Consider the following 24,257-nt stretch of genomic DNA (forward strand, 5'->3'; position numbering starts at 1 on the left):
CCTAGTGTTCATGCGGCTTCGGGGCCCGCTGGAGACGGGTGCCGGGCATGATATTTTTTCAAATCGTTTTCGATCTTTTGCGTCAGACCGTTCCGGGCCATGTCATAGCCGACGTCGATGGCTGCTGCAAAGCCTTCCGCGTCGGTGCCGCCATGGCTCTTGATGACGATGCCGTTCAGACCGAGGAACACGCCGCCATTGACCTTGCGCGGGTCCATCTTGTCGCGCAGGCGGTCAAAGGCGCCCTTGGCCAGCAGATAGCCGAGCTTGGCCACCAGTGTCCTCGACATGGCCGCGCGAAGATATTCGGCGATCTGTCGCGCGGTGCCCTCGGCGGTCTTCAAGGCGATATTGCCGGTAAAACCCTCAGTTACCACGACATCGACCGTGCCCTTGCCAAGATCATCGCCTTCGACGAAGCCGAAATAATCAATCGTGTCGAGCCCCGCCTCGCGGATCAGGCGACCGGCCTCCTTCACTTCTTCCTGTCCCTTGATCTCCTCGACGCCGACATTCAGCAGACCGACAAGGGGACGCTCGATTTCGAACAATGCGCGTGCCATGGCGCCTCCCATAAGGGCGAAATCAAGCAATTGCTGGGCATCCGCACCAATCGTCGCACCGACATCCAGAACGATGCTTTCGCCGGAGAGCGTGGGCCAGATTGCCGCGATGGCCGGACGTTCGATGGTCGCCATCGTGCGCAGGCAGAACTTGGCCATGGCCATCAGGGCACCGGTATTGCCGGCCGAAACGACCACATCGGCCTGCCCGGTCTTTACCGCCTCGATCGAGCGCCACATGCTGGAGATATAGCGGCCGCGACGCAGCGCCTGGCTCGGCTTTTCGTCCATGCCGACAGAGACTTCACAGTGGTGGAAGACCGATTTCGCCTGAAGCTTCGGATACCGCGCCAGAATCGGCAAGCACCGCTCCTGCTGCCCATAAAGGATGAAGGTAACGTCCGGGTGACGATCAAGCGCCTTGGCAGCACCGGGTATGACGACTTCGGGACCGAAGTCGCCGCCCATGACGTCGAGAGAAATTCTGATCACTGAAACCCGACCCTTCTTCTTCGCTGCCTAGCGAAATTTCGGCCAAAATACCGCTTTTGTGTCCATGCACAACCCACCCATGGGAGCAGATGGGGCCTGATCAGTCCTTTTTCCAGTCTTTCAACACGGCGAAAGGCGAAGGCTTACGGTCTTCTTCGTCGGCGCTCTCGATATGCGCAGCAAACTCGGCGCCCGGTTTTTTCGGATAGGGATCAATGCCGAGCGCGGCAAATTCGGCGACCAGTTCACCAGCGTCAATCGTATCGCCGACAAAGGTTTCCGGCAGGTCCGGGCCATCCGGATCAAGCACCATCTCGCCGACGCCATCTGCGACGATGCGGGCAAGCTTGGAGCCTTCCGGCACGAAGATCTGGTCGATTTCCTGCTCGATCGTCGAGACCACCGGCTCCAGCGTCACGATGCAAGCCTGGACGATTTCGCCCGAGACCTGGCCCTTGATGCGCACGCCGTCCCTCTTCCACCGGGCAATCTGGAGTTCGGCGGTCAGGCTGTTGACGCCTTCGATATTCCAGACATCGGCCAGGGCGCGCCGTTCACGCTCATCGGCGGAAAGGCGAACCCGCACGGGGTTTGCCGACACATGGCCGACCTTGACCAGATAGCTGAAGGCCACAGCATCACCGGGCTTGTTCGTACTCATATCAATTCAATCCTTCGGTCGACGCGGCGGGAACGGCGATACGGGTCTGTCCCGTTTCAATCGACGCCTCTTCAATGCCGGACAGTGCGCGCTCTGCGGTAAACATCCAATCCGCCAGGGACTGCATGGATGGGGCAGCATCGCCGGCCTCCGGATGCAGGTTGCGACGAAGGGCTGCCTCGAGTGCTGCGCTGTCATTGCCGTCGAGGGCTGCGGCGTAGGACTCAAGCCGGCCATAATACATGCTGGCCAGTTTCTTCATTCGTTTCGGCACACCCTGGTCGCCGACACCCAGCTCGCGAATGGAGTGATCGACGTCCTCGAAAAAGGCATCGATGATCTCCTGCGCGATCTCCTGCCCACTGCGATCGGACTTTGCCGTGCGGCGGAAATACAGAATCAACATGATCGACAGCATCTCGAACCGGCCCATGACCGTGTCTGGAACCTGCATGTCGAGATAGAAGGCCGGCGCACGCGCAGCCGATGTCAGCGCAGCGTATTGGCGCTCGACAATTGCCCTGTTGTTTCTTTTCTTCCGGAAGAAGCCGAATACCATCCAATTCCACCAAAAAGAGCCTGCCGAACGGGTCGGCCCGCGCGTGGTCGTGTTGCATGATTGCGAAAGCTGGTTTACCGAAGCAGACGTGAATTGCAATGCCGTTCTAGAGCCCGGTTGCCGCATCCTGCGGCAGACTGGCGCTGAAAAGTGCGGAATACCATGGTGTTGGCCGCGCCTTTTCCCCGGAAAGGCCACAATGCTATGCGCAGAAGCGATGCGGCACTCAAGGGTGTCATCGACAGTCATGGGAGACGTGCGTGGAAATTCGGATTTTCAGATCGGACAGCAAGGTTCTGAGCTCTACGGCCCTCGCCGTGGCGCTCGCCATCAGCGGCCTTTCCGGTTGCCAAACCTCCGAAGTCTTCCACAACGGCTATGTGGTTGATCAGGCAGCACTCGACCTCGTTCCTGTCGGCTCAAGCCGCGAACAGGTTCTGCTGTCGCTCGGTACGCCATCGACCACGGCGACCTTCGAGGGCGAGGTCTTCTACTATATCTCGCAGAAGCGGACCCGCTCGGTTGCCTTCATGAAGCAGAAGCTGGTCGAGCAACAGATCCTGGCGATCTATTTCGACAAGGATGGCATTGTCACGCAGCTCGCCAACTACACGCTGCAGGATGGCAAGGTCTTCGATTCGATCTCGCGCACCACGCCGACCGGCGGCAAGGACCTCACCTTCATCCAGCAGCTGCTTTCGGGCGGCGGCAGCGCGGCCAACAGCATCAAGAACGTGCTTGGCGGCGGCGGCATGGACGGCATGTAAGCCTACCCCGCATATCTCGGAATACAGAAAACCGCGGAAGAGCATTCCGCGGTTTTCTTTTTGTCTGCGGCGTCGATCAGCCTGCCAGCACAGCCAGCAGCAACAGGGCCACGATATTGGTGATCTTGATGGCCGGGTTGACGGCAGGACCTGCCGTATCCTTGTAGGGATCGCCGACGGTGTCACCGGTGACGGATGCCTTGTGGGCATCTGAGCCCTTGAGATGCTTCACGCCATCCTTGTCGATGAAACCATCCTCGAAGCTCTTCTTGGCATTGTCCCAGGCTCCGCCGCCTGACGTCATGGAGATTGCCACGAACAGGCCATTGACGATGACGCCGAGCAGCGAGGCGCCGAGGGCGGCAAAAGCCGAAGCCTTGGAGCCGGAAATCAGCAACACACCGAAATAGACGACCAGAGGCGCCAGCACCGGCAGCAGCGACGGGATGATCATCTCGCGGATGGCGGCGCGCGTCAGGATATCGACGGCGCGGCCATAGTCCGGCTTCTCGGTGCCCTGCATGATGCCCGGCTTTTCGCGAAACTGACGGCGGACTTCCTCGACGATCGAACCGGCCGCACGACCGACGGCCGTCATGGCGATGCCACCGAAGAGATAGGGAATGAGGCCGCCGAAGATCAGGCCGGCGACGACGTAAGGGTTCGACAGATCGAACGAAATCGCGCCCATATCGGCAAAGTAGGGATACTGGGCGCTGTTGGCGGCAAAATACTGCAGGTCGTTCGAATAGGCGGCAAAGAGCACCAGGGCGCCGAGACCGGCCGAGCCGATCGCATAACCCTTGGTCACGGCCTTGGTGGTATTGCCCACGGCATCGAGCGCATCGGTCGACTTGCGGACTTCCGGTGGCAGGCCAGCCATTTCGGCAATGCCGCCGGCATTGTCGGTGACCGGTCCAAAGGCGTCGAGCGCGACGATCATGCCGGCAAGACCAATCATGGTGGTGACCGCGATTGCCGTGCCGAACAGGCCGGCGAGCTGGTAGGTGGCAATGATGCCGCCGACGATGACGATCGCCGGCAGGGCCGTCGATTCCAGCGACACGGCAAGGCCCTGGATGACGTTGGTGCCATGGCCGGTGACCGATGCTTGGGCGATCGAATTGACCGGGCGCTTGTTGGTGCCGGTATAATATTCGGTGATCACCACGATCAGCGCCGTGACGACCAGCCCGAGGATGCCGCAGAAGAACAGGTTGAGGCCGGTGACGTCCATGCCGGCAACGGTGCCGATCGAACCCCAACCGATCGTCAGAGACGTGGCGAGCGCCAGGCCGCCGATCGACAGCAGGCCGGTGACGATCAGGCCCTTGTAAAGCGCACCCATGATCGAACCATTGGTGCCGAGCTTGACGAAGAATGTGCCGACGATAGAGGTGATGATGCAGGCGCCGCAAATAGCGAGCGGATAGATCATGGTGATCTCAAGCGCTGCCGAACCGGCGAAGAAGATCGCGGCCAGAACCATGGTTGCCACGACCGAGACGGCATAGGTCTCGAACAGGTCGGCTGCCATGCCGGCGCAGTCGCCGACATTGTCGCCGACATTGTCGGCAATGGTTGCCGGATTGCGCGGATCGTCTTCGGGAATACCGGCCTCGACCTTGCCGACGAGGTCTCCGCCGACATCGGCCCCCTTGGTGAAGATACCGCCGCCGAGACGGGCGAAGATGGAGATCAACGATGCCCCAAAGCCAAGCGCGACAAGCGAGTCGATAACCTCGCGTGAGCCGCTTTCATGGCCGAGCATCGCCGTCAGAATGTAGAAATAGATCGAGACACCGAGTAGTGCGAGACCGGCGACCAGCATGCCGGTGATGGCACCGGACTTGAAAGCAATGTCGAGACCGGCAGCCAGGCTATGCGACGACGCCTGCGCCGTTCGCACATTGGCGCGGACAGAGACATGCATGCCGATAAAGCCGGCAGCACCCGACAGGACGGCACCGACCAGGAAGCCGATGGCGGCCGTGCCGGACAAAAGGAACCATGTGGCGACAAAAACCACGGCACCGACGATCGCGATGGTCAGGTATTGGCGAGCGAGATAGGCCTGCGCACCTTCGCGAATATAGCCTGCGATTTCCTGCATTCGGGCATTGCCCTGGTCAGCCGCCAGCACTGAGCGCGTCGCCCAGACAGCGTAGACCACCGACAAAAACCCGCATAAAATTACGCCTAAAAGAACCGTCATTCGCAATACCCTCCCGTATTGCCCGCGCCTCACTCTTCGCGGGCGGTGTCACGCAGACTCAAGGCCCCTCCTCCGGGACTTCGTCGACGCGAGGCGAGATTGCGTTGCACTTTCCTTTGCGTCAAGTGCACATATTGTGCGTGATGGAAAGGCTCAGGCAGGCTTGCGGGACGCGGCCCGCATCTGCAGCAGGACCAGAACAAGGCAGAGAATTGTCACCGGCCAGATGACCAGGTTCATTACGGACCAGCCAAACGCGGTGAAAACCTTGCCGGACGAGAAGGAGGACAGCGCCACGGTCGAGAACAGGATGATGTCGTGGAAACCCTGGACCTTGTCGGCTTCGGCCGGACGGTAGCTCGAGGCCACGATGGCGGTGGCGCCGATGAAGCCGAAGTTCCAGCCGATGCCGAGCAGCACCAGGGCACCCCAGAAATTCCACAGCTCGATGCCCCAATGGGCAACGACTGCGCAGGACATCAGGATCAAGAGGCCGACGGCGACGATCTTTTCGGGCCCAAAGCGGGAAATCAGCATGCCGGTGAAGAAGCTCGGCGCGAACATGGCAATGACATGCCACTGGATACCGAGCGTGGCGAGATCGGATGAAAAGCCACAACCAATGACCATGGCGAGCGGCGCGCCGGTCATCATGAAGGTCATCAGGGCGTAGGAGCCAATACCGCAGACCATGCCGGTCATGAAACGCTGGGTCATGACGATTTCGTGCAGCGGGCGCGTCGGCTCATGAGCCGAGGAGCTTTTCGCCGAGAGGCTTGGCAGCTTGAGGAAGAAGAGAACGCCAATCGCTGCCAGCAGGAGCGGCACGAGACCGAGGAAGGCACCGGCAAACGTTACCGGCGCGAGGCTATCCTTCAGCCATATGGCGATCTGCGGACCGACAATGGCCGAGACGATGCCGGCGGCCAATATCCAGGAAATAGCCTTGCCCTTGTAGAAGCTCGGCGAGGCATCCGCCGCGGCAAAACGGATCTTCTGGGTGAAACCGGCAGACAGTCCCATCAATGCCAGGGCGACAACAAAAAGCCAGAAGTTCGATTGGATCAGAGCGAAGGCCGCCAGCGCGCTGCCGGTTGCGCCCATCAGCGCACCGATCATGAAGCTTTCACGCCGGCCGAGCAGACGCGATGCGGCTGCAACACCGATGGCACCCAACGCAATGCCGACGTTGAAGCCGGTCAGAGGTGCGGTGGACAGAGACTTGTCGGCACCGAGCATCTGGAATCCGGCAAGGCCGCCGACCGAAAAGGCCAGCGGCGGTGCCGCGCCCAGGATGGCCTGGGCGACAGCCAGGAGGGAGACGTTTCGCTTGGCCGTCGCAAGTTGACCATCCAGCCCCGCGTTCGACGTCCCGTCCATGCCCTGTCCTGCCTTATTTTTGCGCCGGTGCGCGGACCTGCTTTGCAATGCGATCGAGCACAGCATTGACCAGTTTCGGCTCGTCGTCCGAGAAGAAAGCCTGCGCGATCTCGACATATTCCGTTACGATAACAGCGATCGGTACGTCCTTGCGCTCGATCAATTCGAACGTGCCGGCGCGCAGGATCGCGCGTACCGTGCTGTCGATACGCGACAACATCCAGTCATCCTGCAGGGCTGCGCGGATCATCGGATCGATCTTGGTCTGGTCGCGCACCACGCCTGCAACAATGGAACGGAACCAGGATGCGTCGGCCTTGAGATAGGTGTCGCCATCCACTTCCTGCCCGAGGCGGTGTGTCTCGTATTCCGCGACGACTTCAAGCACACCCGTGCCGCCGATATCCATCTGGTAAAGTGCCTGCACGGCTGCAAGCCGGGCTGCGCCACGCTGGTTTGCCGTCTTGGCCGGCTGTTTGTCTTCGGTCGTCATCGATCAGCTACCCAGTTTGTTCTTCAGCGCGATCATGGTCAACGCTGCGCGGGCGGCAAAGCCACCCTTGTCCTTTTCCGAGCGCTTGACGCGCGCCCAGGCCTGTTCCTCGTTCTCGACCGTCATGATGCCGTTGCCGATCGGAAGAGATTCCGAGACGGCGAGGTCCATCAGCGCACGCGAGGATTCGTTGGAAACGATGTCGAAGTGATACGTTTCGCCGCGAATGACCATGCCGAGCGCGACAAAGCCGTCATAGACGGTGCCTTCGTCGTCCGACGCATCCAGCGCCATGGCGATTGCTGGCGGAATTTCGAGTGCACCCGGCACCGTGATGATGTCGTAGGTGGCGCCGGCTTCATCGAGCGCTGTGCGTGCACCATCCAGCAGTGCATCAGACATATCGTCGTAGAAACGCGCCTCGACGATCAGCAAATGCGGCGAAGCCTTCTTCTTTCCCATAACCTGATCCGATCTTGAATGTGATTGTGGCCCACGGCCAAACAGAAACGCGGTCAAACCACGCTGTTTCACGGAAGGCAAGTGTTTTTCGGCCAGCACGTCCCTCCGCCATCCGCACCCTTATCGATGAGATCAGGGCCAACGCTGCAACCGCACGTTTCGGCACGCGCTAATACGGGCAAAACCGTGTCGAAATTCATGACAAATCTTTAATGGAATTCAGTGCCTTAGCGGCTGGATTTCGCCGCAATCCGATCCCAGCTTCAGTCTTGCAAGCGAGCGACGGAATTCCCCGCCATCGCAGCTTTCCTTGAAAGGATGAGGACAATGAATCGCTTTGCATCCGCACTCAGCGCATCGGCCATCTCGGCGCTCGCCTTTGGTGGCGACAGCTACGCCGCCATGCCGGCCATCGGAACCACCACTCCGCCACAAGTCGAACAGACGATCACCGGACTGACCGCCAATCATTTCGACATCATTCGTCTCGATGAATTGGACAAGGGAGATCCCGTTCTGCAAAAATTCGAGACTGTCGCCCCAGGCTCGCAGGAAGCCAGAATGATCCAGGCTTCGGTGATCGCCAACAAGCCGCTGTCCCGGAAACTCCAGTCGGAAAAGGTCGAATTGACCAATATCGTCGGCGCCGAACGCGCCAGCGACGGCACAGTGACCTTCTATCTGCGCTAACGACTGCCCCCGCAATTCCCTTGCCCGTTTCCCTACACCCTCGCGCTCACGGCGCGGGGGTCGTTTTGTCATCAGCGGAACAAAAGCGACCAATTGCGTGTTGACAGGTTACCGAAGCGGAAAATAGTCCGGCGGATATCGTTACAGGAAACAGGAGGTCACCATGGGACGCAGTATTCTTCTCTGGCTTGTTGGGGTGCCGATCCCGATCATCATTCTGATCATGCTGTTCTGGCGCTAAGGCGTCAGAGCCAAGCCGACGCCGGAAGGCGTTCGAACACCAACAGCTGATCGGAGCCGAAAGTCTCCGATCGCTGCAAGGAAAATCCTGCCGGAGGTCGATCCCCGGTAATTGGCGAGGGAATTCCCTCTCCGAGAGTTGCTGAACCGCGATACAGATGGATGTAATCGACCAGTCCCTGGCTGAGGAAATTTGCGGCGACGCGCGCACCTCCCTCAACCATCAGCGAAGACACACCCCTGTCTGCGAGCCGAAGCAACAAGTCTTCGATACCATCGACCTCGACAATCTCCACACCCAGAGCCTCAAGGGCCTGACGATTTCCGACCGCTCCGACGCTCGCGGCCAGAAGTACAGGCACCTCGTGCGCCGTCTGCGCAAGCCTTGAAGAAGGCGACAGTTCGAGATTGCGATCGAGCACGATCCGCAGCGGCGACGTATGCTCAAGTCCCGGCAGTCTGACTGTCAGTTCGGGATCGTCGGCATTGGCTGTCCCGATACCCACCAGGATAGCATCGCTTTTTGAGCGCAGCAGATGAACCTCGGCACGGGCTTCGGGGCCTGTGATCGCCACCTGACCAGCACCGACCTTGCCCAACATGCCATCGGCCGAAACAGCAAGCTTGAGAGTCACTTGCGGCCGTCCCTTTGTCTGGCGTGTGAGGTAACCGGACATGGCCTCGCGTGCCTCGCGCTGGAGAATGCCCGTGGTCACCTCGATACCGGCATCAGCCAATATCTGCAGGCCCCGCCCGGATACCCGCGGATCAGGATCGGCCACGGCAACAACCACACGCGATATTCCGGCTGCGATCAGCACGCCCGCGCACGGCGGAGTCACGCCATGGTGGGAACAGGGCTCAAGGGTGACATAGGCGGTCGCCCCGCTCGCCTTTTCGCCTGCGTCGGCAATTGCCTGGGGTTCGGCGTGCGGTCTGCCGCCCGGCGCGGTGACGCCACGGCCGACAATCTCGTCATTGCTGACGATCACGCAGCCGACGGAGGGGTTGGATGCGGTCTGGCCAAGATGGGTCAGCGAGAGGCTGATCGCCTCGCGCATGAATGCCTCATCCTTTGCCGTGACGGACAAGGGATCAGTCCACCCCGTTGTCGCGCGAGATCTTCGCGTTGATCTCGGCGATCACATTCTCGAAGTCTTCGGCATGGGAGAAATCGCGGTAGACGGAAGCGTAACGGACAAAGCCAACGTCATCGAGGCTTTTCAGAGCCTCGAGCACCTGCAGGCCGATGGCTTCGGAAGAGATTTCGGTCTCACCCGAGCTTTCCAGTCTGCGAACGATACCGGATACGGCGCGTTCGATCCGGTCGCGGTCCACAGGACGCTTGCGCAGCGCGATCTCGAAAGACCGCACCAGCTTGTCGCGATCAAAGGGCGCCTTGCGCCCGGTCTTCTTGGCAACCATCAACTCACGCAGTTGCACCCGCTCGAACGTGGTGAAACGACCGCCGCAATCGGGACAAATGCGACGCCGACGGATGGACGTGTTGTCCTCCGCCGGGCGCGAGTCCTTGACCTGTGTTTCATCCGAGCCGCAGAAAGGGCAACGCATCAGCTTTCGGCCTTACATATAGGGGTACATCGGGAAGCGGCCTGTCAGGGCCACAACCTTTTCGCGGACGCTTGCTTCGACGGCAGCATTGCCCTCGTCGGAATTGGCGACCTTCAGGCCATCGAGAACCTCGACGATCAGGTTGCCGATTTCACGGAACTCGGCTTCCTTGAAGCCGCGCGTCGTGCCGGCCGGCGTACCGAGGCGAACGCCGGAGGTGACGAAAGGCTTTTCCGGATCGAAGGGGATGCCGTTCTTGTTGCAGGTGACAAAGGCGCGGCCGAGCGCCGTCTCGGCGCGCTTGCCGGTGGCGTTCTTCTTGCGCAGATCGACCAGCATCAGATGGTTGTCGGTGCCGCCGGAAACGATGTCGAGACCGCCGGCCACCAGCGTCTCGGACAGCGCCTTGGCGTTCTTGACGATCTGGGCAGCATAGTCCTGGAATTCCGGCTGCAGCGCTTCACCGAAGGCAACGGCCTTGGCGGCGATGACATGCATCAGCGGGCCGCCCTGGAGACCAGGGAAGACGGCCGAGTTGAACTTCTTGGCCAGATTCTCGTCATTGGTGAGGATCATGCCGCCGCGCGGGCCACGCAGCGACTTGTGGGTCGTGGTGGTGGCAACGTGGCAATGCGGGAACGGCGACGGATGCTGGTTGCCGGCGACGAGGCCCGCGATATGCGCCATGTCGACCATGAGATAAGCACCGACTTCGTCGGCGATCTCGCGGAAACGCTTCCAGTCCCAGATGCGGGAATATGCGGTGCCGCCGGCGATGATCAGCTTCGGCTTGTGCTTGCGGGCACTCTCGGCCACCGCATCCATGTCGAGCAGGTTGTCGCCTTCGCGCACGCCGTAGGACACGACATTGAACCACTTGCCGGACATGTTGACCGGCGAACCGTGCGTCAGGTGGCCGCCCGAATTGAGGTCGAGGCCCATGAATGTGTCGCCCGGCTGCAAGAGCGCCAGGAACACGGCCTGGTTCATCTGCGAACCGGAGTTCGGCTGGACGTTGGCGAAGTTGACGCCGAACAGCTTCTTGGCGCGCTCGATGGCGAGTTCCTCGGCGATATCGACGAACTGGCAGCCACCGTAGTAGCGCTTGCCCGGATAGCCTTCGGCATATTTGTTGGTCATGATCGAGCCCTGTGCTTCCAGCACGGCACGCGAGACAATGTTCTCGGATGCAATCAGCTCGATCTCGTGACGTTGGCGACCAAGTTCTTTCTCGATCGCACCAAAAATGTCCGGATCTGTTTCGGCCAGGGGGCGAGAGAAGAAGGCATCGGTATTCGACATGATCGCAGGCTCCTCAAAGAGTTTGATGCTGTGGGGTATTAACGTTCCGCAGGGCCGAGGGCAATACGATCAGCGACATTTGCGCATCAAATGACGCGACCTTCGAGATCGGTGACGAAAGCTGGTCGCAGCGAATAAAAAAAGCCGCGTCCGGGAAGGACGCGGCCATGATTTCTGCCACCGAATCCGGCTTATTGCGGCAGGAGATCGTCTTCGATCGATCCGGATACCTGTTCGACGCCGATATTGGCCTGCAGGGCCAGCTGCGCGTCGCCATCCTTCTGGTAGATATCGTCGCGGAACTGCACGACCTGGTCCTTGGCCGACCAAGCGGTGATGTAGACGATATAGACGGGCACTTCCTGGGCGAGCTTGATCGGATTGTTCTGGCGGGTCGTGATGACCCGTTCGATCTCCTGACGCGACCAGCCGGGCGTATCGCGCAACAGCCAGGTAACCAGATCGCGCACGTTCTGAACACGCATGCAGCCCGACGATTCGAAGCGCATCAGCTTGTTGAACAGGCCCTGCTGGGGCGTGTCGTGCATGTATTCATTGTTCGGGTTGTGGAAGTTGATCTTCGTCGAGGACATGGCGTTGATCTTGCCGGGGTCCTGGCGGAACATCAGGTTCGGTGCCTTGGGCGCGAACCAGTCGACGCTTTCCGGCGACACTTCCGTGCCCTGCCCATCGATCAGCCGAATGTTGTTGCGCGTGAGATAGGTCGGATCCTTCTGCATCAGCGGGACGATGTCCTTTTCGACGATCGAACGCGGCGCAGTCCAGTAAGGGTTCAGAATGACTTCATAGATCTTCGAGTTGATCGTGTGGGTCGGACGGTCGATACGGCCGACGACTGCGGTGTTGCGCAGCGCCACGCTGTCATTTTCTACTGCCTCGACATAGGCAGCCGGAATATTGACCATCAGGTAACGCGGACCAAGATCGCCAGACATGGACTGCAGGCGGATGAGGTTGGTGTTCAGCTGGTTGAGACGAACATCTGCGCTGACGTTCAGTGCCTTCACGGTAAACTCGCCGAGAACGCCATCTTCCGGCAGGCCGTGACGGGCCTGGAACCGCTTGACGGCACCATCGACATAGCTGTCGAAGGAGTTCGACATGCCGGCTTCCTGCGGCAGGTCCCCCGAAATCATCAAGCGCTGGCGCAAGGCCTGAACCGACGGATCGGTGACGCCGAGACGCAACTTGACCTGCGGATTGACGGCCGGCCAACCGCCGTTAGACACGATCGCCTGGTACTGGGTGATCGCCTGCTGCATGTTCGTGGCACTGTTGCCGCTGATCATCGGCGTGTTGGAGGCAACCGCCGTGACCGTGCGCGAGGCCTGGGCATCGAACTGGTCATCCCAGTTGCCGCGACGCGGTGCATTGATCAGTTCATCAATAGCCGTCTGGGCCAAAGCCTGCCCCGCGATCGCCGCGACACTGACAGCTCCCGCGCCCCGCAGAAGCGATCGACGCGAAAGATCAACAATTCCAGACTTTTTGGACATATTTCCTACCGTTTCGTTCTGACCCACATGGAAACGCATACCGCGCCATGGTTAACAAACAGACGCTTTTTTCGCAGATCGAGACGATCCACAGCGTCGAGCGGGGGCTTTAAGCCGCCCCGATTTTCCACTCTGGCGGTCCCATATCAATATGGCCAATTCGTGTCAGGTGCGCGGGCTGTCACAACACTGTGTTCATGGCCGAAGCCACGTGGCGGACAAACGGCAAAACGGATGCTTCGCGGGAAGCATCCGTGTTTGGCGGTGGATCGCTTGCGCTGGAGGTGCGCGGCCGTGCGTTAGAGGCGATAGGCGATGCTGTCGTTCCAGAAGCGATCAAGGCGCTGCAGCAGCTTGTTCATTTCGCTGAATTCATCCGCGCCGATGCCGCCGACCTTCTGGATCGAGCCCATGTGACGCTCATAAAGCTTGGCGACGGTCTCGGCGATTTCCTGGCCGGCGTCAGTCAGGCTGATGCGGACCGAGCGACGGTCGACACGCGAGCGCTGATGATTGATGAAGCCGAGGTCGACGAGCTTCTTGACGTTGTAGGAGACGTTCGAGCCGAGGTAGTAACCGCGCGAGCGCAGTTCACCGGCGGTCAGTTCGGAATTGCCGATGTTGAAGAGGAGAAGAGCCTGGACAGCGTTGATGTCGCTGCGACCCTTGCGGTCGAACTCATCCTTGATAACATCGAGAAGGCGGCGGTGGAGACGTTCCACCAGATGCAAAGACTCCAGGTAGAGCGAGCGGATTGCTTCTTCCTGCGGATCGAGAGTGGCCGGCTGTGGCTTGAGCTTGGTGTTCATGTCGGTCTGCCTCACTGTTTTGTTTGGCGGTGTTGGTTTTTTCTCCCGCCTTAGTGAGGACCATATCCAATGCGCATAAAATTCTATTTAAAACGCAGGCTTAACAGAGGCTTACCAAAGCCGCTGATGCAATCAGAGTAAATCAACCGTTACACTCTCCTGCTTGTGTCTGCTTTCGAGCCACAACGCCAGGCGGAACGCCAGGTAGACCAGCGCGACCACGCTGTGCAGGACAATGGCCAGGGGATTGTGGCCGAAGATCTGCGTCCACAAGCCGAACATCAGGATCTGCCCGCCGGCCGCCAGAGCCCAGATGACCGGTCCCCAGGCCCCGCCAAGCCACAGGCCGAGGGCTGCCACCGGGAAGACAACGGCAAGCCCGGCTGCGGCCACGCGCCATGGCAGGCTGAGCAGGTCAAAGCGGCCCAGTCCGGCATGGCTGTAACCGACAAGCATCGACCAGTATTGCAGCCCGAACCAGAGACACGCGATGGCAACGACACGCAGGAAGATCACGAAGATGGTCTCCGTCAGGCTGCGCTTGGGCGAATTCGGCGAATCAGATTCCATCGCGGCAGAATAGGCCTGTGAACCTTCAGCCGCCAACTGGATTGCCCTGCCCTCCCCAGACCTTTCCATCCGCTGTTCCTTCCTGGCACAGTCGCACCGCGAAAAGAGCCGTCGGGCGACGTGGGACAATTCGCCCGGCTCAAACTGAACCAGAGACAGTCTACAACGGTTTTGCTGTGCGCGCCGACATGATATCAGCGGCAGACGATAAGACGAGGACACCTCCCATGCAGGACAAGACACATCTGGTCGATGACGTGACCGGCCACCGGCGCATGCGGCGCAACCGCAAGGCGGACTGGACACGCCGCCTTGTGCTGGAAAACCGACTGACCGTCGACGATCTGATCTGGCCGATCTTCGTGGTGCCTGGAACCGGCATCGTCGAGCCGATCGCGGCCATGCCGGGCGTCAACCGGATGAGCGTCGACAAGGCCGTCGAAGCCGCCAAGGAAGCCGCCGATCTGGGCATACCGGCGCTTGCAACGTTTCCGAATGTCGGCATGGAACTGCGCGATCAGACCGGCTCGCAGATCCTCGAGGCCAACAACCTGCTCAACCAGGTGACGGCGGCGATCAAGAAGGCCGTGCCCAACATTGGCGTGATTACCGATGTCGCGCTTGATCCGTTCACCAGTCACGGCCATGACGGCATCCTGCGTGATGGCGTGATCGTCAATGATGAAACCGTGGACCAACTCGTCAGGGCTGCCATTCTGCAGGCCGATGCCGGGTCCGACATCATCGCGCCATCGGACATGATGGACGGCCGTATCGGCGCGATCCGCCGTGGTCTGGACGCCGCCGGCCACCAGGATGTCGGCATCATGTCCTATGCGACGAAATTCGCTTCCTGCTATTATGGCCCCTACCGCGAGGCGATCTCGACAAGTGGCCTGCTGAAGGGCGACAAGAAGACGTACTATATTGACCCGGCCAACGGCACCGAGGCGCTGCGCGATGCGGCGCTCGATGTCGAGGAAGGTGCCGACATGCTGATGGTCAAACCCGGCCTGCCCTATCTCGATATCTGTTGGCGCATGAAGGAAGCCTTTGGCCTTCCGGTCTTCGCCTACCAGGTCTCTGGTGAATACAGCCAGATCAAGGCTGCGGCAGCCAATGGCTGGATCGATGGCGAACGGGCGATGCTGGAAACGCTGCTGTCGTTCAAGCGTGCCGGATGCGATGGCATACTGACCTATTTCGCGGTGGACGTTGCACGGCATCTGGCCAAGAAGGGCTGACCCGCCAATACATTGTTGTATTTCCCGTGTTCCTCACCATATCTGATGGGCAACATCAAAGGAGCCAACCATGAGCCTCGACAGCAATCCGATCTATGCCGCACCCGACGACTGGCGCGCCTATAGCGGCGTGCTGTCACGCCGTGTCTTCGCTTTTGTCATCGACTACATGCTGGTCGCGCTGTTGTGGATACCGGCGGCCGTCGTCGTATTCTTTCTCGGCATTCTGACGCTTGGCCTCGGCTGGCTTCTCTATCCGATCCTGTTCTTCATCGTTGCCGGGCTCTATTTCGGGATGTCGCTAGCCGGTGCAGCGCAAGCAACGCCCGGCATGCGCGCCATGGGCATCGCCATGGTCCGTCTCGACGGCCGCAAGCTCGACTTCGTCACGGCAATTGCCCATCTGGCGCTGTTCTGGATCCTCAACTCGATCCTGACCCCGCTCATTCTTCTGGCCGGCCTGTTTATCGAGCGATCGCGGCTGGTCCATGACTTGCTGCTGGGTACGGCAACTATGCGCACCGCCTGAAGGCAGCCATTTCTGCCCTGGACCAAGAATACACTCCGGCAAACCACACCGGAGTGTTGACCTTTTACAATCTTGCGCCATCCTAGCCAATAACGACATGCAAGAGGATTCTCGTCAGCGGCAGATGAATACCCAAACCTCTCCATCCCCGCAGTTTTATCTCACGGCTCCGGCGCCGTGTCCCTATCTGGCGGGGGAAATGGAACGGAAGGTGTTCACGCATCTGGTCGGCCAGCGGGCCACGGAAATGAACGACCTCCTGACGCAAGGCGGGTTCCGCCGGTCGCAGAACATCGCGTACCGGCCAGCCTGCGAAAGCTGCCGCGCCTGCGTCTCCGTCCGCATCCTCGTCAATGAATTCAAACCCAGTCGCGCATTCCGCCGGGTCGAGGCCAGCAATCTCGACGTGATAGCGACCATCTTTCCTGCCCAGCCTTCGACCGAGCAGTTTTCCCTGTTTCGCACCTATCTTGACGACCGGCACCCGCAAGGCGGCATGTCGGACATGTCGGCACTCGACTATGCGATCATGATCGAAGACAGCCATGTGCAGACGCGGGTGATAGAATATCGTCTGCGCAGTCCCGGTGATGGACTATCGGCGCATCCCAAAGGCGAACTGATCGCGGTTGCGCTCACCGACCTGATGAGCGACGGGCTGTCGATGGTCTATTCCTTCTTCAACCCCACGATGGACAAGCGCTCTCTGGGCACGATGATGGTGCTGGATCATATCTCCCGCGCCAGGACGCTCGGGCTGCCGCATGTCTATCTCGGCTATTGGGTCCAGGGCTCACACAAGATGGGCTACAAGACCCGTTTCCAGCCGCAGGAGCATCTGCTCAATCAAGGCTGGACACGTTTTAATCCCGAAGCGGAAGAATAGCCGTCAAGTCTATCAGACGGTTGTGCCAATATCATACAGTAAGGCCCCGGATGCGATTTCCACATCCGGGGCCATGTTGTTTCGTTTCAGGACAGCTTGCGAATGATGCCGTAAACAACGTTCCGGTTCTGGCCGAAACGAACGCTGCCTTCGAATTTCTGATCACCGACGCTGCCGTTGATGATGCGCCACATGTCTTCTTCGCTGCGCAGCAGCAAAGCCCAGTTCATGAAGCTCTCCATATAGCCATCGACGCCGATATCGGTGGCGAAATTGGCAAACAGGAAGACACCGTTCGGCTTCAGCATGCTGAGGCAACGCTGCGTCAGCTTCATCGACACCTTGTCGTTGAGATAATCGTAGAGACCGGCCGCATAGATGAAGTCGAATGTACCGAGCTGGTGGCGACCGGCCAGAAGGCCGCGTACGGAGCCATCGATCGCTTCGATGCAGGTGCCGGAGAAATCGCGCGCAATTGCACCGACGCTCATCGGGTCCTGGTCCAGAGCAACCCAGCGCTTAAGACGTCCCTCCTTCAGGGCACTGGAGCGATTGGCTTCGCGCAGGTGACCGGCGGCAATCGTCAGAACTTCCGCTCCCGGACCACGAGATGTAGCAATTTCATCAACATGCTGGGTCAGCAGGTCGCGGCGCTCACGCACAGCGACGGAGGATGACGCATCCTTGGTGTAATCGTAGAGTGCCTTGCCAAGCGGTGTCGCGTTGGCGATCTCGTTGGCAACACTCGGGTGGCCGTAGATAAAGTCGAGAAGCTGGGCATCGCCCGAATAACCGCGCGGCTTGGTAAAAGACCAGCGGGTAAAGGGATCCTGGAGAAAATAGCTTGCAACCGGGTGTTGCTGCGCAATCGGGATCAATTGCTGCCAGACGCTCGGTTCATAACGCATGCGGGCATCGTGAAGAGAACCGGCGATGCGGTGGATGATCTGCTGCGGCTCGGCGCCGCGTTCGAACTGCTGCATTGCAATATTCAGCATCAAGCCAAGCTCGACCTTGGCGTTCTGCAATTCGTCCGCCTTCCAGCGGGTACCGGGCGCCACCATGTGCGCTGCAATAGATTCAGGAGTAATAAGGCTTTCGCCGTCCAATGAAATTTCGATCTGTCTCATACGCCGACCCACCAAACACAAGAGTTACCGTTAAGAATTTAGTTACCATAGTTGCAATTGATGAGAGCTGCTACTCACTTTGGTAACTTTTAAGTAGTTTGGTTAATGCTCTTGGCATTCGCATGCGGTGACCGAAAAGATCGCGCTGAACCTTTTTGGGATGCAACTCGAAGCCAGTTGGCCTCTTCTCGAAGTTGCGCTATGGACGAATGACTGGATGGACGGCCCGTGATACAGAAAAGCAGGTGCTTATTGTCTATTCCTACCGGGGTTCGTGCGACCAACATCGGCTCTGTATGTCACGGAGCGCTAATCGATGGATTGCTCTATGCAGACGACCTTGCTCAACGCAATTGAGGCCAGTTGGCCTCAGCGGCCGCAGGACGCTCCGACGGCGGAGCTGTATAACCTGTACCGGCGCCATATCGAGCCAAAGCGTGCCAGAGCGGCGCGCCAAGGCCTGTGGGTCGCCGTCATTGTCTATCTGCTGTTTGCGATTACTGACATCATCCTGATTCCCGACGTTGCACGCGATACGATCGTGGCGCGATTCATGGTCGGGGCATCGGTTCTGACCGTTCTGGAAACGCTGGTCTGGTTTCGCGCTGGCGCCCGGTGGCTGGATATCACCTGCGCGGCAGCGCTGGTCACCGGCTATCTCTTCTGGCTCCTGCCGGCGGTGGCGACAACGGCAACGGAAAGCATCCGCTACTACATGATCTTCGGCACCATCTTCATGATGGGCGCCAACCTGTTCTTCAATTTCTTCGTGCTTTTGTCGGCGGTAACGTCCGCCTTCGTCCTGGTGATCTTCTTCACCAGCATCCTGATGCTCTTCCCGACCGACATGCCCTATCTTGTCGCTTTCGGCACGTTCTACATTTCCTGTTTCATCTTCACGTCGTATGTGAACTGGAAGCTGAATGGCGAGCGCTACAATGTCTTCCTGAACGCTCTGGAAGCACAGCACCAGCATCACGAGTCCGAGCAGCGCGGCAAGTCGCTGGAGCGACTGTCGAACACGGACTATCTGACCGGCATCGATAACCGCCGGGCGATCGACAAGAGGCTTCGTGACCTGTGGAATGCCTGGCACAACGAAGGCACCGGATTTGCCGCAATCCTGGTCGATGTCGACTTCTTCAAGAAATACAATGATTTTTACGGTCATCAGGCAGGTGACCGTTGTTTGATTCTGGTTGCCAATGCGCTTCAGGAAGCACTGACGCCGTTCAACGCCTCGCTCGGCCGCTACGGCGGCGAAGAGTTCATTGTTCTGGCGCAGATCGCCAAGCGGGACCAGGTCTCCTCGCTGGCGGAAATCATCCGCAGCACGGTCGAAAGACTGAACCTCGTGCATGACCAGCGTCGTGACGGACAGGCCGTTGTCACGGTCAGCGTTGGCGCCTCCTATACAAGACCGAATTCAGGACCGAAGCTGGAGCGCATCATCGACGAGGCGGATCGGGCGCTCTATTCCGCCAAGGCGAATGGCCGCAACTGTATCCGTATGTTCAACCCCGACGATCCGCTCAGCAGCGACGACAATGAGAATATTGCCTCCCTGTTGCGGATGGCGGTCAAGAAGGATCTTGTCAGGCTTGTCTATCAGCCGATCCAGAACCTGCAGACCGGGAAACTCGAGGCCGTAGAAGCGCTGATGCGCCTGCAGATGATCGACGGAACACCGATTTCACCGGGCCAATTCATCCCAATCGCCGAGCGTACCGGCTCCATTCTGGAGCTCGGCCTCTGGGCGATCCGCAGGGTCTGCACGGAAATGCTGGCGCCCGGTCATGTTCCGCTTTCCAGCGTCAATGTCTCGGCCATCCAGCTCAAGTCACGCGGCTTTGCACTCGCCGTCTCGACGATCCTCGAGGAAACCGGGGTCAAAGGTGAACGGCTTGCCTTCGAGATCACCGAAGGCATCGACATGGAAGGCCAGTCGGATGTCATCCGCTGTATCAAGGACCTGGAATCCATGGGCATCCGGATATGGCTGGACGACTTCGGCACCGGCTTTGCCGGCCTCTCGTGGTTACGGCTGTTTCCCTTCGACACGGTCAAGATCGACCGTTCGTTCCTGCAGGATACAGATCAGCCGCATGGTCGCTCCATGCTGGAAGACATCATCCGTCTGATCCGCCACCGCGGCCACAAGATCCTCATCGAGGGGCTTGAAACGCCTGAGCATGTGGCCTTGATGCACGAACTCGGTATCGAGCACGGGCAAGGATTCTATCTCGGAAGACCGGCGCCGGTGACGGAGTTCAGGGACTTGGCAAAGTTGCCGGCAGCAGTCGGGCGCTGAATGGCTCGGCTGCCGCCAATAAAAGCCCGAAAACAAATAAGCCGGTCGCGACACGACCGGCTTATTTTGTAGCTCCGTCCTCACTGCTCAGCCGGCGAACTTGCCGCTGCGCGGGAAACCCTTCGGTACGGTACGGCCCGCGGTGGCACGATCGGCCAGCCATTCGACGAGTTCGTCCTTGGTCTTGGTGAAGGTGCGGCCGGCAGAATCTTCCCAGGTCAGGCCGTCAGCAATGGCAAAACACTTCACGTCTGAAATGCCGCCATCTTTGTAGCGCTGCAGGCGCACGCCCTTGCCACGGGTCATCTCCGGGATCTGGGCGAGCGGGAACACCACCATCTTGCGGTTTTCGCCGACGACGGCGATGTGATCACCCGTGACGGTGACAACCAGCTTGGTCTCGTCGGGCATGCCGACATTCATGACCTGCTTGCCCTTGCGGGTATTGGCGACCACCTCGCCTTCCGGGACAATGAAACCATTGCCGGCGGTCGAGGCGAGGATCAGCTTGCGGCTCGGATCGTGGACGAAGGCCGTCAGCACGTCCTGATCGTTTTCCATGTCGACGATGATGCGCAGCGGCTCACCGTGTCCACGTCCGCCCGGCAGTTTGTCGCCGCCCAGCGTGTAAACCTTGCCGCCGGTAGTCACCAGCAGGATCTTATCCGTGGTCTGGGCGGGGAACGCGACGCGCAGGCCATCGCCTTCCTTGAAGGTCAGCGAAGACGTATCGGAGATGTGGCCCTTCAATGCGCGGATCCAGCCCTTCTCGGAGATAACAACCGTGATCGGCTCCTTCTCGATCATGGCCTGCTGAATGGCTTCGATATCGGCTGTCGGCGCATTGGCAAACAGCGTGCGGCGGCGACCGAGTTCGGTTGCCTTGGCATACTTCTTCTTGACCTCGCCGATCTCCCAGGCAACCGTCTGCCAGAGCTTTTCGTCCGAGGCGAGCAGCGCTTCAATTTCAGCTTTCTCGGCCGACAGCGCTTCATGCTCCTTGCGGATCTCGAATTCCTCGAGCTTGCGCAAGTTGCGCAGGCGCATGTTGAGGATGGCTTCGACCTGGATGTCTGTCAGGTCCCACTTGGCGACCATGACCGGCTTCGGCTCATCTTCCTCGCGGATGATGCGGATCACCTCGTCGAGGTTGAGATAGGCAATCAGCAAGCCGCCTAGAATTTCCAGGCGCCGGTCGATTGCCGCGAGACGGAAGCTCGAACGGCGAACCAGCACGTCCTTGCGGTGCGCCAGCCATTCGGTCAGCACTTCATTCAACGCCATGACCCTGGGCACCTTGCCCATGGACAGAACGTTCATGTTGAGCGGAATGCGGCTCTCAAGCTCAGTGAGCTTGAACAGCGATTCCATCAGGATGGTCGGATCGACGGTGCGGCTCTTCGGCACCAGAACGACGCGCACGTCCTCGGCCGACTCGTCGCGAATGTCTTCGAGCAGCGGCAGGCGACGTGCGATCAGCAGTTCGGCGATCTTCTCGATCAGGCGCGATTTCTGCACCTGGAACGGGATCTGGGTGATGATGATCTGATAACCGCCGCGGCCGAGATCCTCGATCTCCCACTTGGCACGGACACGGAAACCGCCGCGACCGGTGCGATAGGTCTCCAGCATGCTTTCGCGGCTTTCGACGATGATGCCGCCGGTGGGGAAGTCGGGACCTTCGATGCCGCCCTTCTGGGGATTGGCCGGATCGGCCAGAAGTTCCTCGACGGGCGCGCCGGGGTTCTTGATCAGATAAAGTGCTGCGTCGCAGAGTTCATGTGCGTTGTGCGGCGGGATCGACGTCGCCATGCCGACCGCGATGCCGGACGAGCCATTGGCGAGCAGGTTGGGAAACGCGCCCGGCATGACGACGGGTTCGTCGTCTTCCTCGTTGTAGGTCGGGCGGAAATCGACGGCGTCCTGATCGATGCCTTCGAGCAGCAAGGCTGCGACATCGGTCATGCGCGCTTCGGTGTAACGATAGGCGGCCGCGCTATCCCCGTCGATATTGCCGAAATTGCCCTGACCGTCGACGATCGGATAGCGCTGGGAAAAATCCTGCGCGAGGCGGACCAGCGCATCATAGACCGACTGGTCACCATGCGGGTGGAACTTACCGATGACGTCGCCGACGATACGGGCGCATTTCTTGAAGGCGGAGTTGGGGCGAATGCCCATCTCGCTCATCGCGTGAATGATGCGGCGATGAACCGGTTTAAGGCCATCGCGTACGTCGGGCAGCGCCCGGTGCATGATGGTCGAAAGCGCATAGGCAAGGTAACGCTCTTCAAGCGCTGCCTTCAGGTCCACTGGCTGGATGTGATCGCCCCCGTCGCCGGGCGGAATTAGATTTGTCCCCATGCTCCCTGACTAACCGAGATATGGCGCAACGGCAAGGAATCCGGGGATTCTGGCTGTGGATTAACGCTGTGTGATCCCGGTCACGACACAACGTCCGCTTAACTCTGCCGGCGGAAAAGCAATGGAACTTTTTACAATCCCTCATATAAATGACACGGAGTTCATGCCGAGTGTCGAAACACCGGCCATTCTTACAGAGGAACACTCGATGACCATCTATCGCTCCACCCGGATCCTGCTTGCCGGAGCCGCCCTGAGCGCCCTTTCCAGCCAGGCCTTTGCCCTTGACGGCCAGGATCTGCTGAAGAAGCTCAACGCCGCATTCGCGACCGGCGGTACGGTCATTTCCGCTGATTCGGTTGAAGTGAGCGGTGAAGACGTTGTCCTGAAGGGGGTGAAATTCACCGTCAACGGCTCGACCGACAGCCCGCTGAAGCTGGAAGAACTGACGCTCGAGGGTGTCAGCGAGGAGGATGGCGGCGCCTATTATATCGACCGCGTCGAATTCCCGGAAATCGACATGACGGAAGAGAAGTCGACGTTTTCGGTTGCAGATCTCTATCTCGCCGGCGTCTTCATTCCGGGCGACGTCAATGCCACCGGCATCGACTCGATGATGTTCTACGAGGAAGCGCATAGCGGTCCGGTCAACGTTACCGTCGATGGCAAGCAGGTCTTCTCGATGGATGAGGCGACCGGCACCATGAGCCTGTCGGAAGACGAAAAAACGATTTCGTTCGAAGGTTCCGCCACCGCGATCAAGGCCGACCTGACCGTCGTCGAAGATCCGAAGAGCAAGGAAACCATCGATGCACTCGGATTGCAGACGCTGGACGGCAATCTCAGCATGTCCGGCAGCTGGGAAATCGACAGCGGTACGATCGATATCGAAGACTACTCGATCGATTTCGCCAATATCGGCAAACTAAGCCTTTCCTTCGGCATGTCCGGCTACACGCTTGATCTGGTCAAGCAGATGCAGGAACAGGCGCGCACCATGCAGACCGATCCGAAAAACGAGCAGGCGCAGCAGGCAGCAGGCCTTGCGATGCTCGGCCTGGTGCAGCAACTGTCGCTGATCAACGCCAAGGTCCGCTTCGAAGATGCCGGCATCACCAAGCGCGGCCTCGACTATGCCGGCAAGACCCAGGGCACCGATGGCGCGCAGATGGGCCAGATGATCAAGGGCATGCTGCCGATCCTGCTGGCGCAGGCCAAGCTCGGCGCCCTGCAGAATGAAGTCTCCACCGCCGTCAACGCCTATATCGACGACCCGAAGGCGCTGACCATTCTTGCGCAGCCGGCCAATCCTGTCGCCTTCCCGATGATCATCGGCGCCGCCATGGGCGCGCCGGAGAGCATTCCGGCGCTGATCGGCGTCAAGGTAACGGCGAACGACTGACGTCGTTCAACGCCAACGTCACTGATGAAAGCCCGGATGCCACATCCGGGCTTTTTCTTTCAAGCACCCGCCAAGAAAAAGGCCCCGGATCAAAATCCG

The 24,257-nt window shown here is 59.6% G+C and carries 22 protein-coding genes; 7 read left to right on the forward strand and 15 right to left on the reverse strand.

What is annotated here, in order from left to right; translation table 11 throughout:
• Positions 1-8 precede the first annotated feature (8 nt).
• The 3 genes from plsX to GVK95_RS18360 form a co-directional block, all read right to left on the reverse strand.
• Entirely contained in the window at positions 9-1,055 is a 1,047-nt protein-coding gene (plsX, locus tag GVK95_RS18350; RefSeq protein ID WP_159952155.1) for a phosphate acyltransferase PlsX, read from the reverse strand.
• Between the two features lie 100 nt (positions 1,056-1,155).
• Positions 1,156-1,716, reverse strand: coding sequence for a DUF177 domain-containing protein (locus tag GVK95_RS18355; protein WP_007600011.1), 561 nt, complete (start codon positions 1,714-1,716; stop codon positions 1,156-1,158).
• Position 1,717: 1 nt separating this feature from the next.
• On the reverse strand, positions 1,718-2,275 hold the full coding sequence (locus tag GVK95_RS18360; RefSeq protein WP_159952287.1) for a ubiquinol-cytochrome C chaperone family protein: 558 nt from the start codon (positions 2,273-2,275) through the stop codon (positions 1,718-1,720).
• A gap of 260 nt (positions 2,276-2,535) precedes the next feature.
• Between GVK95_RS18360 and GVK95_RS18365 the strand changes: the two genes are divergently transcribed.
• Positions 2,536-3,042 (forward strand): outer membrane protein assembly factor BamE, encoded by a 507-nt coding sequence (locus GVK95_RS18365; RefSeq protein WP_007600013.1) that lies wholly within the window; start codon positions 2,536-2,538, stop codon positions 3,040-3,042.
• A gap of 76 nt (positions 3,043-3,118) precedes the next feature.
• On the opposite strand, the gene GVK95_RS18370 is transcribed toward GVK95_RS18365, so the two are convergent.
• The 4 genes from GVK95_RS18370 to ribH all read right to left on the reverse strand — a co-directional run bounded on the left by GVK95_RS18370 (position 3,119) and on the right by ribH (position 7,592).
• A complete protein-coding gene (locus tag GVK95_RS18370; protein WP_159952156.1) occupies positions 3,119-5,257 on the reverse strand; it encodes a sodium-translocating pyrophosphatase in 2,139 nt (712 codons plus the stop codon).
• A 153-nt stretch (positions 5,258-5,410) separates the two neighbouring features.
• Positions 5,411-6,637, reverse strand: a complete 1,227-nt coding sequence (locus GVK95_RS18375; protein WP_159952157.1) for an MFS transporter — start codon at positions 6,635-6,637, stop codon at positions 5,411-5,413.
• Between the two features lie 13 nt (positions 6,638-6,650).
• On the reverse strand, positions 6,651-7,130 hold the full coding sequence (gene nusB / locus GVK95_RS18380; RefSeq protein WP_007608870.1) for a transcription antitermination factor NusB: 480 nt from the start codon (positions 7,128-7,130) through the stop codon (positions 6,651-6,653).
• Positions 7,131-7,133: 3 nt separating this feature from the next.
• Positions 7,134-7,592 carry a 6,7-dimethyl-8-ribityllumazine synthase gene (ribH, locus tag GVK95_RS18385; protein WP_159952158.1) on the reverse strand — a complete coding sequence of 153 codons (459 nt, stop codon included), beginning with the start codon at positions 7,590-7,592 and terminating at the stop codon, positions 7,134-7,136.
• Between the two features lie 327 nt (positions 7,593-7,919).
• Between ribH and GVK95_RS18390 the strand changes: the two genes are divergently transcribed.
• Complete coding sequence (locus GVK95_RS18390; protein ID WP_159952159.1) at positions 7,920-8,282, forward strand: hypothetical protein; 363 nt, start codon at positions 7,920-7,922, stop codon at positions 8,280-8,282.
• 245 nt (positions 8,283-8,527) lie between these two features.
• Here GVK95_RS18390 and ribD read toward each other — a convergent pair whose 3' ends face one another.
• From ribD to GVK95_RS18420, 6 genes are all read right to left on the reverse strand, one after another.
• Complete coding sequence (gene ribD / locus GVK95_RS18395) at positions 8,528-9,613, reverse strand: bifunctional diaminohydroxyphosphoribosylaminopyrimidine deaminase/5-amino-6-(5-phosphoribosylamino)uracil reductase RibD (RefSeq protein WP_159952160.1); 1,086 nt, start codon at positions 9,611-9,613, stop codon at positions 8,528-8,530.
• Between the two features lie 4 nt (positions 9,614-9,617).
• Complete coding sequence (nrdR, locus tag GVK95_RS18400) at positions 9,618-10,094, reverse strand: transcriptional regulator NrdR (protein WP_007608880.1); 477 nt, start codon at positions 10,092-10,094, stop codon at positions 9,618-9,620.
• Between the two features lie 12 nt (positions 10,095-10,106).
• Positions 10,107-11,396, reverse strand: coding sequence for a serine hydroxymethyltransferase (gene glyA / locus GVK95_RS18405; protein WP_159952161.1), 1,290 nt, complete (start codon positions 11,394-11,396; stop codon positions 10,107-10,109).
• A 191-nt stretch (positions 11,397-11,587) separates the two neighbouring features.
• On the reverse strand, positions 11,588-12,913 hold the full coding sequence (locus GVK95_RS18410; RefSeq protein WP_159952162.1) for a L,D-transpeptidase family protein: 1,326 nt from the start codon (positions 12,911-12,913) through the stop codon (positions 11,588-11,590).
• Between the two features lie 299 nt (positions 12,914-13,212).
• Positions 13,213-13,722 (reverse strand): MarR family winged helix-turn-helix transcriptional regulator, encoded by a 510-nt coding sequence (locus GVK95_RS18415; RefSeq protein WP_159952163.1) that lies wholly within the window; start codon positions 13,720-13,722, stop codon positions 13,213-13,215.
• A gap of 132 nt (positions 13,723-13,854) precedes the next feature.
• On the reverse strand, positions 13,855-14,292 hold the full coding sequence (locus GVK95_RS18420) for a DUF6163 family protein (protein ID WP_037075665.1): 438 nt from the start codon (positions 14,290-14,292) through the stop codon (positions 13,855-13,857).
• 227 nt (positions 14,293-14,519) lie between these two features.
• Between GVK95_RS18420 and hemB the strand changes: the two genes are divergently transcribed.
• The 3 genes from hemB (at position 14,520) to GVK95_RS18435 (ending at position 16,951) form a co-directional block, all read left to right on the forward strand.
• Positions 14,520-15,536 carry a porphobilinogen synthase gene (hemB, locus tag GVK95_RS18425; RefSeq protein WP_159952164.1) on the forward strand — a complete coding sequence of 339 codons (1,017 nt, stop codon included), beginning with the start codon at positions 14,520-14,522 and terminating at the stop codon, positions 15,534-15,536.
• A 70-nt stretch (positions 15,537-15,606) separates the two neighbouring features.
• Positions 15,607-16,065, forward strand: a complete 459-nt coding sequence (locus GVK95_RS18430; RefSeq protein WP_159952165.1) for an RDD family protein — start codon at positions 15,607-15,609, stop codon at positions 16,063-16,065.
• 124 nt (positions 16,066-16,189) lie between these two features.
• Positions 16,190-16,951: an arginyltransferase gene (locus tag GVK95_RS18435; protein WP_159952166.1), complete on the forward strand. Its 762-nt coding sequence runs from the start codon at positions 16,190-16,192 to the stop codon at positions 16,949-16,951.
• 86 nt (positions 16,952-17,037) lie between these two features.
• Here the strand turns inward: GVK95_RS18435 and GVK95_RS18440 are convergent, their stop codons facing one another.
• On the reverse strand, positions 17,038-18,081 hold the full coding sequence (locus GVK95_RS18440) for a class I SAM-dependent methyltransferase (RefSeq protein WP_159952167.1): 1,044 nt from the start codon (positions 18,079-18,081) through the stop codon (positions 17,038-17,040).
• Positions 18,082-18,409: 328 nt separating this feature from the next.
• Here GVK95_RS18440 and GVK95_RS18445 point away from each other — a divergent pair, with 328 nt between their 5' ends.
• Entirely contained in the window at positions 18,410-20,392 is a 1,983-nt protein-coding gene (locus GVK95_RS18445) for an EAL domain-containing protein (RefSeq protein WP_244618814.1), read from the forward strand.
• Between the two features lie 87 nt (positions 20,393-20,479).
• Here GVK95_RS18445 and parC read toward each other — a convergent pair whose 3' ends face one another.
• Positions 20,480-22,756, reverse strand: coding sequence for a DNA topoisomerase IV subunit A (gene parC, locus GVK95_RS18450; protein ID WP_159952169.1), 2,277 nt, complete (start codon positions 22,754-22,756; stop codon positions 20,480-20,482).
• Between the two features lie 208 nt (positions 22,757-22,964).
• Here parC and GVK95_RS18455 point away from each other — a divergent pair, with 208 nt between their 5' ends.
• Positions 22,965-24,158, forward strand: coding sequence for a hypothetical protein (locus tag GVK95_RS18455; protein ID WP_200844321.1), 1,194 nt, complete (start codon positions 22,965-22,967; stop codon positions 24,156-24,158).
• Positions 24,159-24,257: the final 99 nt, after the last annotated feature.

The sequence above is a fragment of the Rhizobium sp. 18065 genome (assembly GCF_902706095.1).
Lineage (GTDB): Bacteria > Pseudomonadota > Alphaproteobacteria > Rhizobiales > Rhizobiaceae > Allorhizobium.

Coding starts and splice junctions, on each gene's coding strand:
- GVK95_RS18435 (WP_159952166.1), top strand. CDS start 16,190: ATGAATACCCAAACCTCTCCATCCCCGCAGTTTTATCTCACGGCTCCG.
- nusB (WP_007608870.1), bottom strand. CDS start 7,130: ATGACGACCGAAGACAAACAGCCGGCCAAGACGGCAAACCAGCGTGGC.
- parC (WP_159952169.1), bottom strand. CDS start 22,756: ATGGGGACAAATCTAATTCCGCCCGGCGACGGGGGCGATCACATCCAG.
- GVK95_RS18410 (WP_159952162.1), bottom strand. CDS start 12,913: ATGTCCAAAAAGTCTGGAATTGTTGATCTTTCGCGTCGATCGCTTCTG.
- GVK95_RS18390 (WP_159952159.1), top strand. CDS start 7,920: ATGAATCGCTTTGCATCCGCACTCAGCGCATCGGCCATCTCGGCGCTC.
- GVK95_RS18420 (WP_037075665.1), bottom strand. CDS start 14,292: ATGGAATCTGATTCGCCGAATTCGCCCAAGCGCAGCCTGACGGAGACC.
- GVK95_RS18370 (WP_159952156.1), bottom strand. CDS start 5,257: ATGACGGTTCTTTTAGGCGTAATTTTATGCGGGTTTTTGTCGGTGGTC.
- GVK95_RS18445 (WP_244618814.1), top strand. CDS start 18,410: ATGCAGACGACCTTGCTCAACGCAATTGAGGCCAGTTGGCCTCAGCGG.
- GVK95_RS18455 (WP_200844321.1), top strand. CDS start 22,965: ATGACCATCTATCGCTCCACCCGGATCCTGCTTGCCGGAGCCGCCCTG.
- GVK95_RS18440 (WP_159952167.1), bottom strand. CDS start 18,081: ATGAGACAGATCGAAATTTCATTGGACGGCGAAAGCCTTATTACTCCT.
- nrdR (WP_007608880.1), bottom strand. CDS start 10,094: ATGCGTTGCCCTTTCTGCGGCTCGGATGAAACACAGGTCAAGGACTCG.
- GVK95_RS18430 (WP_159952165.1), top strand. CDS start 15,607: ATGAGCCTCGACAGCAATCCGATCTATGCCGCACCCGACGACTGGCGC.
- ribH (WP_159952158.1), bottom strand. CDS start 7,592: ATGGGAAAGAAGAAGGCTTCGCCGCATTTGCTGATCGTCGAGGCGCGT.
- hemB (WP_159952164.1), top strand. CDS start 14,520: ATGCAGGACAAGACACATCTGGTCGATGACGTGACCGGCCACCGGCGC.
- GVK95_RS18360 (WP_159952287.1), bottom strand. CDS start 2,275: ATGGTATTCGGCTTCTTCCGGAAGAAAAGAAACAACAGGGCAATTGTC.
- GVK95_RS18415 (WP_159952163.1), bottom strand. CDS start 13,722: ATGAACACCAAGCTCAAGCCACAGCCGGCCACTCTCGATCCGCAGGAA.
- glyA (WP_159952161.1), bottom strand. CDS start 11,396: ATGTCGAATACCGATGCCTTCTTCTCTCGCCCCCTGGCCGAAACAGAT.
- GVK95_RS18375 (WP_159952157.1), bottom strand. CDS start 6,637: ATGGACGGGACGTCGAACGCGGGGCTGGATGGTCAACTTGCGACGGCC.
- GVK95_RS18355 (WP_007600011.1), bottom strand. CDS start 1,716: ATGAGTACGAACAAGCCCGGTGATGCTGTGGCCTTCAGCTATCTGGTC.